Here is a 16993-nt window from a genome sequence, read left to right on the forward strand (position 1 = left end):
CAGCGGCTTCATGTTTTCGGTGAGATCGTGGCCACGTAAGCCAGGGACAGCCGCAACGGCTCGTCGGTAATCATCTGCCAGATCTGCCGGGGATCTTCGTCGCTGGGGCGGACTTTCAAGCGGCATGCAACCGTGTCCGGCCCCGGATCAAAAAACGCCCCGGGGATGACCGGTTTTCGCTCGAGATGGCGGAGGACCCAGCCGGACAGCTTGTGCTCGGCGGCGGCGGCGATTCCCCAGAAGGACAAGATGAAATGGAGTTCAAGCAGCTGGTCCAGCCGCACGATACGATGCATGAAAAGCGTAACATGATTGTTGTTCCGCCTGGCAAAGTCACCCGTCCCGACGACGTTCCACTCAACGAACCACCCGTCCGCTTCATCAGGGGAATAGGCGTCCCGCAGGCAGGCAATAATTCCCTGGCAGGCCAGGTGGATCACATCCGGCTCAGCCGTCGCCACACTCTGTCTCGCCATGGTCCCCAGCATCGATTCGATTCTGGGTAAAAGGGACTGCATGTGGGTATGAAAATCATGGGAGACCCCCACCGTTGCCGCGTTCTGAAACGCAATGGACGCAAGGCCTGCCGGCAGATCATCGGGATCCGGCATGACGGTGTTGCCGATGAGCACGGGAAGCACCGGAACCCGGTGCTTTATGGCCGCTTCCAGTTCCGCCCGAACCGGATCGTCGGCCGCCCGAACCTTGACCGGCCAGCCGGAACCGATCAAGGCAACCATGATGCGGCTGCCGGCAATCGCCTCCCTGATGAAATCGGAAAAACTCACGGCAACGGGAATGGCGGCCACATCCATGAAGACCGCGTCTTTGCCGAAGCGCCGCACCAGCCAATCATATACGCGACAGGCCTGGGGGCTGTCCGACCGTCGATAGGAGAGAAAAATGGTGGTCATGGATGAACAGTTCTCCTTTCCGGGGTTGTGGGCGACAGCATCAATGGATCCCCGCCGCAAAGGCCGTCACGGACCGTTCCACGTCATCCGGCGTGGTGGCCCAGGAACTCACGCTGATGCGGATGGCCGGGTCGCCGTTCCACTCGGTCCCGCCGCACCAGCAGATACCTGACGCCTGGATGGCGGCCAGGGTCTCCCGGGTCTGTGACGGCGTTTTTCCGGCCACCAGGACCTGATTGAACGCGACCTCGTTCAAAATGCGAAAGCCATGCGCCGCCAGCCGGTCGGCAAACTGCGCGGCCCGGTCGCACATTGCGTCGATCAGGTCCGCCACGCCGCTTCTGCCCAGGTACCTGAGGGTGGCCCACAGATCCACGGCCCGGGCGCGGCGGGACATTTCGGGCACGTGCATCATCGGGTCCCGCTCGTCGCTGTATGAAATGTAGGCACCGCTGGCCTGCATGGCCGCCACCAGGGATTCACGCCGGCGGCACAGGACGATGCCGCAGTCGTATGGCGTGTTCAACGTCTTGTGGCCGTCCACGGACCATGAATCGGCCAGTTCGATCCCGCGCGCCAGGTATTTTCTCCGGGTTGAAGCCTTCACCCACAGGCCGAAGGCCCCATCGATGTGCACCCAGGCATCATTTTTCCGAACCGGGTCGCAGATCTCGGCAAAGGCATCGAAGGCTCCGGTGTTGACGTTGCCGGCCTGGAGGATCAACAGACTGCGGGCATCCAGCACGGGAATTCGGGAGGCATCGATCCGTCCCCGGCCGTCAGCCGGAATCCGTTCGATGCGGTCCCTGCCCAACCCCAGCAGGGCCAGCGCCTTGAACACCGAGCTGTGGGCCTGTTCACTGACGATCACACGGATGGCCGGGGCACCGAAAAGGCCCCGGGCATTGACATCCCAATCCAGGCGTCTGAGCAGTTCACCGCGGGCGGCGGCCAGCCCGCACAGGGTGGCCGTTGAAGAACCGCTGACATAGCCCGCTGCGGTGCCTTCGGGCAGTTCCAGCAGATCGCACAGCCAGCGTTCGCAGACCTGTTCCAGTTGGCCGACAACCGGTGAAATCACATACAGGGCGGGATTCTGGTCCCAGGCATCTGCCATCCAGCGGGCGGCCAGGGCGGTGGGGACGACCCCGCCGTTGACGAATCCGAAGTAGCGTCCACCGGTCTGGGCCACGGTGGCCGGGGCGCCGCAGTCGTTGAGCATGGCCAGGACGTCGGCACCGGACTGCGGGTGTTCCGGCAAGGGCTCATCGAACCGGGACAGGTGGTCAATCGCCGCTGCATCAGGGTAGACGGACCGGTCCCCGATCCCGTCGATGTATTCGAAGGCGTACTGCCGGGCCTGCTCGAAAAGCGATTTGTCTTCCAATTCCCGACGCATCTGGGCATGTATGTCAGGTTTCTTCATAAGGACGGCCTATCCGGTTTTAAGAATACAGAAATAGCCGGACGCCGGCCGACTCCGTACAGAGGAAATGGCCTGGGGCGGGCGGCCGTCGCGCCATCCGGCGGGTCTGCCGGAATCATGCGCGGCTAATTGTCTTTTTTACCGTCGGAATTGATGGACGCATATTCTGCAGGATAATATTTTCTGATACAATCCGGGCAGATACCATGACTGAACCGGGCCTCGGAGTGAGCCCCGACATATTCTTCTATCCGCTTCCAGATCCCTTCATCATCCCGGATCTGGTTGCAATGGGAGCAGATCGGAATAATACCGCGCAGGGTTTTTATTTCATCGAGTGCTTTCCGGAGTCTCCCGTTTTTATCCAGGAGCACTTTCTCATATTTTCGAACCCGATAGGTAGCAAAGAAAGCAATCATCAGAGATAAGAAAACACCCGCAAGCGTCAGCGTAAGGGTAATTATTTCAAGACTGGACTGCTCTGATTCAGCGGTTATCAGGAAAAATCCGGCCTTTTTTCTTGCATATGCGGTCAGTTCCAGCATCTTGGCCTCAAGCATGGCGACATGACGGGCGCCCTTTTTTTTGGTGATGAGAATGGCGTCTTTTTAATTGCCTGCCCGGAGCAGTCGAACCACCTCTTTTCGTATGGGCGCCCAGTCGGAAAAAAGCTGCCGGGTTTGTTTTTCGAGGGCCTGTCCGTCCTCACCAAGGATCTCTTTCCGGATGGTATCGAGATGCCGGTAGACTTTCCGTTCGTCCCCGTCAATATCTTCCAGGACGGCTTCTATTTCAGCAGCATCATCTGCCAGGACCGCATCTTTCATACTGCGGTGCATCTTTGTCAGGTTAAGCGCTGCATGGAGGGAGGCATTGGAGACCACCAGCGGATGGTTGTATATGGTTTTTGTGAGATGACCAAGGGTGAACAATCCCTTTATCGTATAGGTTCCGGAAGAAGCGAAAAGTAAAATGATAAGCATGAAGCTCAGCGTCAATTTCTGCGTTTTAATTGTATTCAACAAAGAGTCCATCGATACTCCGTCTTCGTCATTGCTGATTTATTGAGGGTTACCCATTTTAGGGATTCGGGTCAAGGGCTTTTCAGGCGCGGGGCGATCAGGATAGCAGGCGGATGGGTCGATGCCGGAAGGGTCCGCGGCCATTGGCGGTCCTGTTAACCGGCACCCTGCAGGTGCCGGCTGGGTGCGGGCTGAACCCGCTGCCAATCAGCGGCGATGCTTGACCGTGCACGTCGGTCCCGGCGGCATGCTTGACATCAGCATGCATATTCTTACACTTAACCTGCTACCAACTTACCACATTGTGACACTTTTGTATGATTTCAAGGCCTCTCCCGGATGGAAGCGTTATGGACGCCGAGCTGAAGAAAATAGGAAAATACGAGATTGTCGCTCCGCTTGGCAAGGGGGCCATGGGGGTTGTTTACAAAGCGCTTGATCCCATGATCAACCGGTTTGTGGCCTTGAAGACAATTCAACTTGGTTTTACCCAGCCACAGGATGACGATGTCGCCCTGCGGTTTCACCGAGAAGCCCAGGCAGCCGGCAACCTGAACCATCAGAATATCGTTGGCATCTATGAATACGGTGAAGATGCCGGGCGGGCATTTATCGCCATGCAGTATGTGCAGGGATCCACACTGGTCGATCTGCTTAAGGGTCACCACCGGTTTTCCCTCGAAGATATCCATCGAATCATGAACAGCGTACTGGCCGCCCTTGATTACTCTCACCGTATGGGTGTGATTCACCGAGACATCAAACCCGGTAACATCATGCTGGACAGCGCCGGGACCGTTAAAGTCATGGATTTCGGCATTGCACGGATCGAATCCTCGGACCTGACCCAGGCCGGAACCATTCTGGGCACGCCCGGTTACATGTCTCCGGAACAACTGCTTGGAGAAACCGTCGATCTGCGTTCCGACCTATATTCTGCAGGCGTCGTCCTGTATGAATTGCTTACCGGCGAAAGGGCCTTCACCGGATCCTCCTTTGCTTCGGTAATCTACAAGGTCATCAACAACGACCTCTCACCACCGTCACAGTTGAAACCGACGGTACCCGGCAGTCTGGATGCTCTGGTTGCCAGGGCCTGTGCCAAGAAAGCCGGGGACCGCTATCAGACCGCAGCCGAATTCTCAGCGGGTCTCGATCATGCATTGGCAATACGTGCCGACGACCAGAGGGAGGCGGGCGCCGCACCTGCCGGGACCGGTCCACAGTGGGAAAGTGATGCCACCATCACCGATCAACCCGTGAGAACCGGGAAAAAATGGGTCGCTGCAGCCGCCTTGATGGTCGTCACGGCAGGCATTGCCCTGGCGTCCTGGTTTATGCTGCCCGTTGGTCGAGAAGTCAGCCAGACGACCGGTTCCCCCCCCGGCACCACGTTCAGGGATTGTGACACCTGCCCGGAGATGGTGGTTCTTCCCGCCGGGCAATTCGTTCAAGGGTCACCTGAGACGGAACCGGATCGCCAGGCCAATGAAGGCCCGCAGCGATTGGTCGCAATCGACTACGCGCTGGCGGTAAGCCGCTATGAAATCACCAGAGGGGAATTCGCCCGGTTTTCGGCTGAAACCGGACACGACGGCGCCGGGTGCCGGACCTATGACGGATCATGGGCGATGGACGCAGGCCGCAACTGGCAGTCACCTGGATTTGCGCAGGCGGACACCCATCCCGCCACCTGCATATCGTGGAATGACGCCCAGTCCTATGTCAATTGGCTCGCTGAAACCACCGGCCGGGCCTATCGGCTGCTCAGTGCCTCGGAATGGGAATATGCCGCACTGGCCGGCATGGCGCCCGTGGGTGCTTCAGCGACAGAACCGGATCGGGCCTGTGAAACAGCCAATGTGGCCGACCGGTCGACCGCTGCCACCTACCCGGGATGGGATACCATCGACTGCGGGGACAACTATGTGCATACGGCGCCTGTGGGTTCTTTTCAGGCCAACGCCTTTGGCATTCATGACATGATCGGCAATGTATTTGAATGGGTGGCGGATTGCTGGAACGACACCTACACGAATGCACCCTCGGACGGGTCTGCCTGGAGGGACGGAGACTGCGGCTATCGTGTGCTGCGGGGCGGGTCGTGGTTCACGCCTCCCGGATACGTACGCGCCTCCTTTCGCAACCGGTTCGCCCCGGACTACCGAAGCAGCAGCTTCGGTTTTCGCGTGGCCCGGATGCCATGAGCCTGCACGCATACCTGCCGATCCAAGGGAGATAAAATGAAACACGTACATATGTGGATGGTCGTTGTTGTTGCCATGCTTGCCATGACCGGGTGCTCCCACCGCGCCCCGACCATCGCGCATGTCCATATCGGCCACGCCATGACGGGATGGCATGACACGCCCGACAAGCAAGGCCTTTTCATTGTTGCCGAGAATAAAGCCGGAGAAGCCTTTAAATACTCACAGGCCGCGGCAAACGGCAGCCGGGATCTGAATCGAATCAGGAAGAATATCGCCCGTGTCGGCATGTTGACCGATGGCCGGGCTGAGCAGGATGGCGGGGAGGATCAATATGGGGTCAAGCAGGCCCTGGCCGGTGCGGTCAGCCACATCGCCTATGCCGCCACCTCACCCGACGCTACGGCCAATACCAGGGTGTTCGCCGATGGGTTTGCCGCCAACGCCGCCGGCGTATTAGACCGATGCGACCTGATCGCAGCATTGAGCAGTGACATCAGCGCGTCCGGATCGGTTGAAGAAGCCGACCTGCTGGCACCGGAGATCGAAAAGCTGGCCCGTGCCAATCTCCACGGAGAAGATCTGGACGGTGACGGCCACATCGGCTCATATCCTGATGAATATGGATTGCTTCAGCTCCGCCGGGATATTGAAAGCATGATTGCCAGGGAAGATCCGCCTTATGCCACCGTTGGCCGGTGGTACCTGTTCAACCTGATCCGCCTGCCCGACGGCAGTTGGATGTTCCGCAATCGACACAGCAACGATGCTGTCAACCCATATGGCGGCGGGGGTGGCGGGGGTGGCGGCGGCGGGGGATATTAGAAACAGCTTAAGAACCACTCGACCGCTTTCAAAATTCGCTGGCCCGGGTCGTCCATCCGCCTTGAAGCGCCCGTGAGACCCCATTAGGAGCGACGCTTATTTCATGATTCCGTCAGGACACAGATTTCTTGGCACCACCGGCAGGACGGCGGCATTGGTGATCCTGGCCGTATTCTTATGGATCGTCCCGACCAAGGCGGCATGGTCAGCCCAGCAGTGCCTGTCCGCCACCGGTGAGTCAGCCGTTGCCGCCTGCCGCCAGGAATTGCTTGACGATCCTGGAAACGTGGCTGTTCGCATGGCGCTCGCGGAGGCGTTCACCTCCCTGAGGCGCTATGCGGACGCCGTTGCCGTTCTTCGTGAGGGGCTGGAACGCTATCCGGGTGACAACCGGATCAAAAGCCAACTGATCCTTGCAGAAAGCTATTTGAAAGAGCAGCAGTATATCGAAAAACAGCGAAAAAAAACGGCCGCCGCGTCAGGCGACAGGAAACAGGACACCCAGGTCCGGTTGAGCATTATCCGCTGCAAAAAGCTCACGGGGGATTCGGCCATGGCTGCATGCAACCAAGGCCTCACGGTGGCGCCCGGCAATCCCGAATTGTTGACGGGAAGGGGCAATGTCTGGCTGGAAATGGGCCGTTTGGGCAATGCCATTCTCGATTTCGAATCGGCACTGGCCGCAGGCCCCCAAAACCGTGATGCCGCCAAAAGTCTCCGGCTGGCCCAAACCAGACGAAAGGTCAAGGCGGCCCAATGCCTTCAAGGTGACGACCGGGACGGCCTTGCCGCGTGTGATGCGGCGCTGATGAAAGGGGCTGCCGACGAATTTGACATCCGGAAAAAAAGGGCGCAATTGCTTCAGGGCATGGGGCGGGAGAAAGAGGCCGTTGAGGCTTACCGGGCTGCCGCGCGCTTGAACCCGGGCGACGATCAGGTCGCACGGGCCCTGGCCGGGCTGAGTCCCCGAAAAGAAACGCCGGTCATCCGGCCGGTAGAAAAAACGCCCACCGCGCCCCCCCGCACAACCGTTCCGTCGGCGGTCGGGCAACCAACACCTGCCGAAAAAGTACCGCCGGCCAAACCGGCTGTCCAGGTACCACCGCCGGTAAAGGCGGCGCCGGCCAAATCCAAGCCGCCGGTAAAAACCGCTTCCGCCAAAGCAATCGTGCCGGCCGTGGTTAAACAAGCGGCGACGAAGCCACCATCTACTCCACCATCACCGTCCCCCACGCAGGTCGCTGCCGTGCAGCCACGGCAGTACAGCAACCTGCCTGAAATTCCGGGAATTACCCATTAGAACCCGTCCACGAATGGATCGTCTCACCCTTTGCTTCATCATTTTTTCTGTATAGACGCATTCTTGGTTTGACAACACTGAAAAGCGAGTCAAGTCCTCAGTTGGCTGTGATGATATCACAGATTCTAAAAGTTCACTCAAAGTTTTGAATAGGTTGGAGTTATCAGCATCGGACTGTGTCACGGGCGGCATTTTTTTTCGCCGTTCCGTGGGGGCAGTGGTTATACTTATTTCTTTTCTTTAAAGAACGATTTATAAATTTTCTTTGCTAATACCACTATCCTATCTATCGTTGGAGTATCTAAAATTATATTATCTGGTATTGCATTCAATTTTCTATTAAGTTCAGACCAATTACTATGAAGATTAGGCAGTTTATCCTTTGCAAACGCCGCTCCTATACCAAATTCATTTCGGTTCATGTTAAAATTTACCAAATCAAAATAATAGTACGTTTGATTAAGAAGCCTTATAATTTCTAAATCATCAATTGATTGGGATAGCTCTGGGATAGCTGAATCCCATAGGCTCGTATAAATACGAGAAAAGGATATTTCCGGAGGTTGCATATTTAGTCGTTGAGATAAGCCATCACATCTTTCAATGCCAAGCTTAACCTCTTCAAGTATTGCTTTTAATAAATTTTTTCCGCGATCTCGTCTCCCATATTCCTCACTTAATCGCTTTTTATGTTCAACAAAGAGGGTCGCGCACAATCCAATAACGGCACCGATAATTATTAAAAAGATATCCTTGAACATATTTTACACCTATTCGTTCACAGTAGTATACGCGGTCATAACCGAAACTGGTGATCAGTTGGAGCAAGCTGTAACGTAGCGATTAAGTGGGTGGCAATGAAGTTCAGCAGGTTTGCCGATTCGTCTTCAAGTATTTGTTATACAATTAAACAATCTACTAACTTTATCACTCCATATTGAATAAAGTGTTAAAAGTGTAATGCCAGTTAATACACAATAACTTAGTATTTTAAGATATTGACGATCCACTAAATGGTCTTTGGGCATATCTCTTATTTCTTCAAGAAGACACTTAGGAAAAATATGATAATTATCGAGCTTTTTTAAACTGGCATCATCTTTTGCATGTTTACAGTCAAGCTCCTCAATGGTTTTTTCACCTGATATAATTTTTGCGGTCAAAGAAATGCAGGCAGCATTAGTAACAACCGCATTCTGTTGTAGTTCATATTGTTTGCTGACAAACAAATAAACAAGAATGACAAATAATATTAAAAAGATAGTAAATAATATTTGGCTCTCACTGGTTTTTGCTAATTGCAAGCAAATTACAGAATAAAATACGATCCCGGCCCATGCCATTGTTTCTTTATGATTATGTTGGGCTCGGAAATCTAAAAGAATATCTGATATTTGCTTTAAGGCTTTATTAGTTAAATCAGGCAATTGATAGCTCTCCTATTTTCTTATGTATAACGCGTGGGATAACAGGTAGTCGGCGATTTTTCTGGGTGCCTTTGTTTAGCCCGATATTAACTTATTTATGGTCCGGTAATGTTGTAATTTTTGCAGATTAATTTCTTTATTAACTTTACTTGCCTATGCAATACAACCTTGTCATTTATGTTAGCTTTAAGGGCGATAGTGACCTTGCAAATATCATGCGATTTAGGTAACTCAAGATACCTACAGATAAACTGATACTGTCGGACAATAAGTTCATTAGGAGAAAGTAGTTGGTCCCAGTCATAAATTTTACCGCCACGATTAAAAGCATCGAGGAAATGTCGTGCATAGACATGCCAATTGACCCTGATATCATTATTATTTTGCTTCCATCCACATTCTAATTCTTCGTCTAATATAATATTATGCATAGAGTGTGATAAAATATGATGAGCCACAATGTTGCGCATATAATGGATGTTTTTTGATATTTCGGAAAATTTAGTGTCGAACGATAAACCGTCAACAAAATTTTTGAGATAGCAAGACGTTCCTCCTATTCCAGTTTTATCGAAAATATTTTTTGCAATGTTCTGGATTATTGCATGAGAGCCAAGAAAAAAGAGATAAACTTGTCCATTTTCCACAGTTTTTTTGAGTTCGGGGCGAACAAAGTTGGCGATAGTGTTCACAAGATTAAGAAAAGGTTCTCTTGGATTGCCAAAAGTGAAACGTTTCAAACGTTTTTCAAATGTTTCCATTCGAAAAATCCTCAATAGTAAAAAGTTGTAAGCATTCACGGGGTACTTTGATGGTCCGATTGGCTTCGCAAGTCCCCGAAATCAATACACAAAAGTAAGGCTCCTAACCATCTGGAATAATTCAAAATAAATCTAGATTTTTCTTTTTGGCTATGATAGGGTGCTTTTCATGGCACTCAAAAGACCTTTTTCGGAACTCGATTGGCAACTGACGCCAGAGCCGGTGCGTCATTACATCATGGCTCTGGAACGGACGCTTTTCGATATGGAACAGCGGATTGCACTCCACGAAAAACGGCTCGAGAAGCTCGAGGTTCGGACCCGGAAAAATTCTCACAACTCCAGCAAGCCACCGTCTTCCGATCCACCTTTTGCGAGGAAGAAGAGAAAGCAAAAAAAGAGCAAAAAGGCTAAAGGCGGTCAGAAAGGCCATAAGCCGCACCAGCAGCAAGTGCTGGACCCGACCGAGAGCTATTGGTTGACCCCGCAACGTTGCTCATGCGGGCATTCGGCTTTCGATCAGGAAAAGATGAAAACGTTTTACGTACATCAACATATTGAGCTTCCCGAAATCGAAATGCAAGTCAATCACTATCTTCTCCAGCAATGCGATTGCCCTAACTGCGGTAACGTGGTCAAAGCCATGCTGCCACCTGAGATGTCCACCGGTTACGGTCCTCGTTTTACCGCCTTTATCGGTGAACTGAGCGGCATCAAGGGCATGAGCCGAAACGATGTCAAAAAGTTGTGCGAATCTGTATTAGACATTCCCATTGCCACCGGAACCATCCAGAAAATTGTCGACCGCACCTCAAATGCGCTATTGCCAGTCTACGAACGCATCGGCCAGATCGCCCGACGCTTTTGGTGTAACTACATCGACGAAACATCCTGGTTTAAGCAAAATGATCTGCACTGGCTGTGGGCCATGGTAAATGAACGGGTGGCATTTTATCGTATCGACCCACACCGGTCTAAGGAGGCCTTCGAAAACTTAATCCAGGATTGGAACGGCATTCTGGTCAGTGATGGATACGGCCTATACCAAAAATGGGTGCACCGCCAAACCTGCCTGGCTCACCTGATCCGCAAGGCCGATGCCCTGACGGAAAGAAAGAAACCCGACCTTCGCCGCTTCGGAGAAATCGTCGCCGCCTGGCTGAGGCAACTGGTATCGTTTGCCAAAGAACCTCCCGACTCAAAACAGTGGTCGGATTTTTATACGTTCTTCTTGTTCACCGTCTCCCTTTGGGAGGAGGACAAGACCGATGCTGGTAGACTTGCCCGTCAGATCGTACGGGAAATGGACAGTCTGTGGACCTTTCTCGATCACCATGGCGTCGAACCTACAAATAATCGCGCTGAGCGGGCCTTACGTTTTGGTGTGCTGTGGCGAAAACGCAGTCTGGGAACCCAAAGCGAAAAGGGTAATCGGTGGGTCGAGCGGATCTTGTCACTGAAAGAGACCTGCCGTTTAAATGAAAAGCCCACGTTCCCATTTCTCGTGGAATGTATTGCTTCCTACTTTCGTAATATAATGCCTGACCTTTCCTGGATTTGATTCATACGGGAATATCCCGTGAACGCGTACAAAAAGTTAATATTGATATTCTATAGACGCCTATTCTACGTCCCTTATGGAGCTGTTATTTAGACGTCTTAATAACATCCCAAATAGGGACAATAAATTGCCGATTTCAGCCAGCCATCTTTTTTGGAACCAGCTCCATACCAGTAAATTAGAATTACAGATACATTGAGATAATCATCAACCAGCACCAATTAAAGATACCATCATCCATGGCTGCTAAAGAAAACAAATCAATCCCTTTAATAAATACCCCACCCACCTACCTAATCAGATCCAGTAGGCGTGTCATTATAACCTAAAATACGCGATTTTCATAAAAAAAGAGTCCTTTAAAATTGGATAACGTGTTATAATGCTTGTTAAAAACCGCCAAGTTTACAACAAGCGTAAACACACCCAATAGGTAAAGGACTCTATGAGCAAGCATAGCAAAAACTACCGACAAAATGAACTCAAAATTCGACGCATCGAAACGACTTCCGACCGGTTGACCGGAAGAGCCGGGCTGGCCCTGTTCGTGGCGTATATGCACGGCATTCAAGTTTTTGGCTGGTTCGACCGCTGGTTCGGATCCATCCGAAAAAACCGAAAAGGAATTGAGATTACAGAGCTTTTCAAACAAGTTCTCTGCTTTTTTGCCGATGGAACCAGTCGGCGCCTGGCATACTTCGACCAGATTTCCCGTGATGAAGGCTATGCCGGCAGCATTGAGACGCCAATCGAAGACATGGCCTCTTCTCATCAAATCAAACGCTTTTTCAAAGCATTCGCCTGGACGCGCGTCTTTTTGTTCCGCCGCCTTTTGCAGACCCTTTTCATCTGGCGTCTGCGGATTACGCAACCCGATGTGATCGAATTGGGTATCGATACGATGGTCATGGACAATGACGATGCAAAATGCCGGCACGGCGTGAAGCCCACATACAAGAAGAAAAAGGGCTTTCAGCCCCTGCAGATGAATTGGGGGCGCTTCATTGTCGATGCGGTGTTTCGTAGTGGGGACAAACATTCCAATCACGGCGATACGGTCCTGAATATGATCCGGCACATGGTTCTTAAAATCAGATGCGAATACCGTGGGGATGTGCCGATTATCATCCGCATGGACAGCGGGTTTTTCGACCAGAAAATCTTCGAGATTTGCGAAACGCTTCATGTCGGTTATGCCTGCGGCGGCAAGGTGTATAAAGACATCAAGCATATGGCGGACAACTGGGATTCGTCCAAGTGGAAACGGTTCGAATCCGGCAAGAAGAAAGCCTGGCAATATGCCGAGTTCGGTTGCCGGCAAGGCAACTGGAAACGGTTCCGCCGCGCGATTTTTTGTCGGTTGATGCACGATGACAGCAAACAGCTTTACCTTCCCGGCTTTCGCCCTGATACCGTCATTATCACCAACATCGGTCAAGGCCAGGCGATCGACGGTATGCTGGAAAAAGCTGGGGCGGTGGAATATCTGACCACCAATGGGCTCGTCGCCTGCTATCATGAACGCGGCAGCGACGAATTGGCCAACCGGGCGTTGAAGGATTTCGGTCACGAACAACTGCCTTTCAAACGATTCGCTCCCAATGCAGCCTGGTACTATATGATGCTGGTCGGTCATTTTCTGCTCGAATCGTTTAAACAAGATGTCAGTGCGCCGGTATTATCGATCGGTTCCTATGCCTCCACGGTGCGCAGACGGCTGATCGATATCGCCGGCAAGATTGTATCCCACAGTGGAGAAACGATTTTGAAGGTATCCAAGGCCTGTGCGGCAAGCCTCCGCTTGCCGGACCTGTTCGAACGGTGCCGCACAGCGCCGGTTATCGCATAACCGGCAGGAAAACAAAATTCGGAGTAAAACCGGCGGAGGGGTGCGCGTAAAAGCAGAGAAATGTGAACATATGCCTGAAATAAACTCGGTCAGGACGGCTTGTCCGGAGAAATAGTCTCAAATTCTCAGCCGATTCCGCTTTTTCTACCGTGTTTTACCAGGATACTTCTGTTCAAAACCAAAATCGCCTCGTTTAGGTATAATTAGATACCCAATACACCTACCGGCATCTCAATGGAAATCGCACTATGGATAAATGGTCTGGTGATTGATCAAAATGGATCTGGTACGGGTAGGTCTTAACACCCCTACCAATAAACAATTGGGATGTCAAACTATTGGGAATATGACCAATATTGTTGGGTAGTAATCAGCGCTCCCGTTATAAGAACATCGGCAGTCCTTATCTTACAGTTATGCCGGCGCACCAACGCACTACCCATCTGCTCCGGTTTCTCTTTTTCAATCCATGCATTATATGGTGTTTTGGTAGGACACTATCCCGTGACAATCTCCGTCAAATACCCTGACAAAGGTTTTCATACCAGCACACCCTTACCTCTACCAATAAACATTTAGAGGAATTCGGGGTCTCCATGCAAAGGGGCGTCCAAGAGACAACGACCCTCTTCCCCATAGTTTACCATGTCGTTCTGACAAAATCAGGAGACGCATGCATAATTAAGGACATTCTTTGATTGACAAATGTACGTACATTTGATGTAGTGACTGCATCACCTGCCCCATACAGCGAAAAAGGAGATCGTATGAAAACGGCCGCATCCCTTTTGCTGCTGACCCTCTTATCTATAATGCCGTTGGCAGACGGCACTTTGGCCTGTTCCACATTTGTCCTCCAACACGGCGGCCTGCAGGCATTCGGGCGCAACTATGACTGGAGCCTGGACGACGCCCTGTTGATCGTCAACAAGCGGGGCTGTCGGAAAGAAAGTGTGACCAGGCCTGAGGAAAACGGTGAAAAGGCGGCCTGGACGGCGAAATACGGCAGCCTCACCTTCAATCAGTACGGACGGGAGCTACCCACCGGCGGTATGAACGAAGCCGGCCTGGTGGTGGAAACCATGGCCCTGCCAGAGGCCCGTTATCCCGAACCCGACCACCGGCCATACATCGGCGCAGCGCTGCAGTGGCGGCAATACCTTCTGGACGTCTGCACAACGGTCGCGGACGTACTTGCCGCCGACCGCGACATACGAATATCCAACAACGTCAAAGGGCTGGGAATGCATGTGCTGGTCCTGGATAAAACCGGCGATTGCGCAGCCATTGAATTTTTAAACGGCCGCATGGCGGTCCACCGCGGCGATGACCTGCCGGTGGCGGTATTGACCAACGATACCTATACCCGATCCCTGCAATGCCTTCGGGAGGACCGCCCGCCGGCATTCGATGCCTATGGCTCCATCACCCGGTTTATCACGGCCGCAAAAATGGTTCAGCGCTGCCGGGCCAACAGCACGGACGAAATGGTCGCTTTTGCATTCGACACCCTTGCGGCCGTAGCCTCGGGAAGGACCCAGTGGCGCATCGTCTATGACAACCAGGCCATGATGGTTTACTACCGCACACAGGCCAATTTCCGGCTGCGGTACGTCGACGTTTCGGGTTTGGATTTCTCCCCGGCAACACCGGTGAAAATCCTGGATGTCAATGCCGGGGTGGCCGGTGATGTTACCGATCAGTTTTCAAACTACACCTATGAGGCCAACCGGGATCTGATTGAGCGCACATTTCGCAAAACAAGTTTTCTCACCGGCACTCCCGATGAAAGGTTGGATGCCATCGCCCGGTTCCCCGAGCGTTTCGGGTGCCGATAGGGGGCCATATGGTGACGGATGCCTTTCAACCGGAGGGAAGCATATCGGCTATTGTCAGACATGCAAGATCAGAAAGTGCTGCCGTGACAAAGGTCTGGAAAATTGTGCGGCCTGCGACGCCCCCCCTGAGACAAACTGATCAAAGTTCATGAATTCTCTCCTGATGCAAAAACTTGCTTCGACGCGCTGCGAAAACAGCTCGGGTCGCGTTAAGCAATGAAAAAAGACGCAACCATCATTTTGATATTTTCCCTGGTTGCCTATACGCTGATTGTTGTCTTAGTTCATTACACGCAAAGCTATGTGATATTCCAGTCCAGGGGGGCTTCCAATGCACCGCCGAAGCACCTCGACATTGATGAAGCAGTATTAACGACGCCTGATGGAGAGCGGTTATATGCATGGTGGCTGCAAACCGATAATGCCGAAAAAACAATCCTCTATTTTCAGGAAAGTTGAAATTTCATTTTGACAACGGTCGAAAACTAAAAAATATCACCGCTCCTGTGATCATCATTCACAGCATGGAAGACGATTACATTCCCTTCATCCATGCACACAAGCTGTTTGATTCCGCTTCGGACCCCAAATTCATGCTGAAGACAACCGGCTCCCATTTGGAACCGTTTGATGACCAGAAAACGGTGCTTTCCATGCTGATGGGGTATCTTGCCCTTTAACAAAAATGCTATCAGGCCGGTGGGCAGGGCAGCCCCGTCATTTAACCGGAGACCGAACAATGAAGCCAATATCCCGTCGTGAGGCCATGGAAAGCGGTCGGAAAAAATGGTGTCCATGTCACGGAAACCGATCTCCCGCCGGTTGTTTCCAAAACCGGCTCAAGGCGTTGGGCGTCCGGCGTGTGGCCCCGACGCATTGCACGGGTGATACGGCAGGAACGCTTTTCACCGCCGTCTATGGCGACCGTTTTCAGGATAGCGGCACGGGCCGCGTGATCGCCGGCATGGCACTGTCCGGACCAGCGAAAATCCGATGGAGGGCACGACGGCGGAAGCGAAATATGGCGTCCAGCCGGCGGCGAATCATCAGGGCGTGCAGGCCGATGCCGATCAGCCCGCCGGGCAGCCGGTAATGCACCTCATCGGTGTTTTCAACGCCGCCGTCCACCGCCGCCAGCCGGTGCTGGTGGTGCCAGAATCGATAGGGACCGTGGCGCTGTTCGTCCACAAAAAAATGGGGTGCCGCCACGTGGGTAATTTCAGAGACCCAGGCAACGGCGATACCGGCCACGGGTCGAATACGGTAGGTGATGACCAGCCCGGCATAAATCGATTCGGGCAATGGTGAGGTAATGGTAAAGTCCAACCAGGGGGGTGTGATCAGGCGCAGGTTGGCCGGATCTGAAAAAAAGCCCCAGGCCGTTTGCAGATCGGTCGCCAGGCGCTGGTGATGAACGATTCGAAAGGTTTTCATAACAGGCCGCCACCGAGGGATTGGAAAGGGCCGGAACGCTGATACAAGGGGCCTGGAGGCAGGATAACCCTGCCTCCAGGAGTTTGCCGCATGGAACGCCGGTAAGGGTGGAAATCCCCCGGCAGGATCAGGAAGACCGCTCAAACATGCATGACGCATACATCTTGCCGTTCGAAGAGCCGTGACAGTAATTGCAGTGCTTCACGTGCCACTCGTGCTCGGCGCGTTCGTTGAGATAGGCGGTAAACTGCCTGTCGAACTCGTCGGTAGGGGCGCGAAAGGTCTCGTATCTATAGGTATGAGCCATAATTCACCTCCAGCTTGGTTGTTGCATTCCAATTTCCGGGAAAGGCCGGCTAAGCTTTGTAAAATTACCCGCTGAGGCGGTTTGAATCCGTCACGTAAGGCGTGGGGGAAAAATTCAAAGCA

General features: G+C 52.7%; 18 protein-coding genes. 8 read left to right on the forward strand and 10 right to left on the reverse strand.

Going from position 1 to position 16993, the window contains the following annotated elements; all coding sequences use genetic code 11:
- Positions 1-8: 8 nt before the first annotated feature.
- From DSCA_RS14380 to DSCA_RS14395, 4 genes are all read right to left on the reverse strand, one after another.
- Complete coding sequence (locus tag DSCA_RS14380; protein ID WP_155317079.1) at positions 9-914, reverse strand: TIR domain-containing protein; 906 nt, start codon at positions 912-914, stop codon at positions 9-11.
- Positions 915-954: 40 nt separating this feature from the next.
- The gene (locus DSCA_RS14385) at positions 955-2340 is read right to left on the reverse strand and encodes a pyridoxal phosphate-dependent decarboxylase family protein (RefSeq protein WP_155317080.1); all 1386 of its coding nucleotides are present in this window, start codon (positions 2338-2340) and stop codon (positions 955-957) included.
- 125 nt (positions 2341-2465) lie between these two features.
- Positions 2466-2885 (reverse strand): hypothetical protein, encoded by a 420-nt coding sequence (locus tag DSCA_RS14390; RefSeq protein WP_155317081.1) that lies wholly within the window; start codon positions 2883-2885, stop codon positions 2466-2468.
- 63 nt (positions 2886-2948) lie between these two features.
- Complete coding sequence (locus DSCA_RS14395) at positions 2949-3374, reverse strand: MCP four helix bundle domain-containing protein (RefSeq protein ID WP_155317082.1); 426 nt, start codon at positions 3372-3374, stop codon at positions 2949-2951.
- 338 nt (positions 3375-3712) lie between these two features.
- Between DSCA_RS14395 and DSCA_RS14400 the strand changes: the two genes are divergently transcribed.
- The 3 genes from DSCA_RS14400 (at position 3713) to DSCA_RS14410 (ending at position 7694) form a co-directional block, all read left to right on the forward strand.
- Positions 3713-5569, forward strand: coding sequence for a bifunctional serine/threonine-protein kinase/formylglycine-generating enzyme family protein (locus DSCA_RS14400; protein ID WP_167527779.1), 1857 nt, complete (start codon positions 3713-3715; stop codon positions 5567-5569).
- A gap of 36 nt (positions 5570-5605) precedes the next feature.
- Positions 5606-6394, forward strand: a complete 789-nt coding sequence (locus DSCA_RS14405; protein WP_155317084.1) for a hypothetical protein — start codon at positions 5606-5608, stop codon at positions 6392-6394.
- A gap of 103 nt (positions 6395-6497) precedes the next feature.
- Positions 6498-7694 (forward strand): tetratricopeptide repeat protein, encoded by a 1197-nt coding sequence (locus DSCA_RS14410; protein WP_155317085.1) that lies wholly within the window; start codon positions 6498-6500, stop codon positions 7692-7694.
- A gap of 227 nt (positions 7695-7921) precedes the next feature.
- On the opposite strand, the gene DSCA_RS14415 is transcribed toward DSCA_RS14410, so the two are convergent.
- The 3 genes from DSCA_RS14415 to DSCA_RS14425 form a co-directional block, all read right to left on the reverse strand.
- Positions 7922-8455, reverse strand: coding sequence for a hypothetical protein (locus DSCA_RS14415; protein WP_155317086.1), 534 nt, complete (start codon positions 8453-8455; stop codon positions 7922-7924).
- Positions 8456-8581: 126 nt separating this feature from the next.
- Entirely contained in the window at positions 8582-9121 is a 540-nt protein-coding gene (locus DSCA_RS14420; protein ID WP_155317087.1) for a hypothetical protein, read from the reverse strand.
- A gap of 95 nt (positions 9122-9216) precedes the next feature.
- Positions 9217-9882 (reverse strand): hypothetical protein, encoded by a 666-nt coding sequence (locus DSCA_RS14425; protein ID WP_155317088.1) that lies wholly within the window; start codon positions 9880-9882, stop codon positions 9217-9219.
- Between the two features lie 169 nt (positions 9883-10051).
- Between DSCA_RS14425 and tnpC the strand changes: the two genes are divergently transcribed.
- The 5 genes from tnpC to DSCA_RS14450 all read left to right on the forward strand — a co-directional run bounded on the left by tnpC (position 10052) and on the right by DSCA_RS14450 (position 15589).
- A complete protein-coding gene (tnpC, locus tag DSCA_RS14430) occupies positions 10052-11443 on the forward strand; it encodes an IS66 family transposase (protein WP_155314961.1) in 1392 nt (463 codons plus the stop codon).
- Between the two features lie 445 nt (positions 11444-11888).
- Positions 11889-13292 carry an IS1380 family transposase gene (locus DSCA_RS14435; protein ID WP_155315350.1) on the forward strand — a complete coding sequence of 468 codons (1404 nt, stop codon included), beginning with the start codon at positions 11889-11891 and terminating at the stop codon, positions 13290-13292.
- A gap of 767 nt (positions 13293-14059) precedes the next feature.
- Complete coding sequence (locus DSCA_RS14440) at positions 14060-15130, forward strand: linear amide C-N hydrolase (protein ID WP_155317089.1); 1071 nt, start codon at positions 14060-14062, stop codon at positions 15128-15130.
- Positions 15090-15269 carry a DUF3795 domain-containing protein gene (locus tag DSCA_RS33215; RefSeq protein ID WP_167527780.1) on the forward strand — a complete coding sequence of 60 codons (180 nt, stop codon included), beginning with the start codon at positions 15090-15092 and terminating at the stop codon, positions 15267-15269. The genes DSCA_RS14440 and DSCA_RS33215 overlap by 41 nt, the downstream gene beginning before the upstream one ends.
- Positions 15270-15346: 77 nt before the next feature.
- On the forward strand, positions 15347-15589 hold the full coding sequence (locus DSCA_RS14450; RefSeq protein ID WP_155317091.1) for a hypothetical protein: 243 nt from the start codon (positions 15347-15349) through the stop codon (positions 15587-15589).
- Between the two features lie 26 nt (positions 15590-15615).
- Here the strand turns inward: DSCA_RS14450 and DSCA_RS14455 are convergent, their stop codons facing one another.
- From DSCA_RS14455 to DSCA_RS14465, 3 genes are all read right to left on the reverse strand, one after another.
- Positions 15616-15927 (reverse strand): hypothetical protein, encoded by a 312-nt coding sequence (locus DSCA_RS14455; RefSeq protein WP_155317092.1) that lies wholly within the window; start codon positions 15925-15927, stop codon positions 15616-15618.
- 133 nt (positions 15928-16060) lie between these two features.
- A complete protein-coding gene (locus DSCA_RS14460) occupies positions 16061-16564 on the reverse strand; it encodes an SRPBCC family protein (RefSeq protein ID WP_155317093.1) in 504 nt (167 codons plus the stop codon).
- Between the two features lie 127 nt (positions 16565-16691).
- A complete protein-coding gene (locus DSCA_RS14465) occupies positions 16692-16871 on the reverse strand; it encodes a hypothetical protein (protein ID WP_155317094.1) in 180 nt (59 codons plus the stop codon).
- Positions 16872-16993 lie beyond the last annotated feature (122 nt).

This window comes from Desulfosarcina alkanivorans (assembly GCF_009688945.1).
Classification (GTDB): Bacteria; Desulfobacterota; Desulfobacteria; order Desulfobacterales; family Desulfosarcinaceae; genus Desulfosarcina; species Desulfosarcina alkanivorans.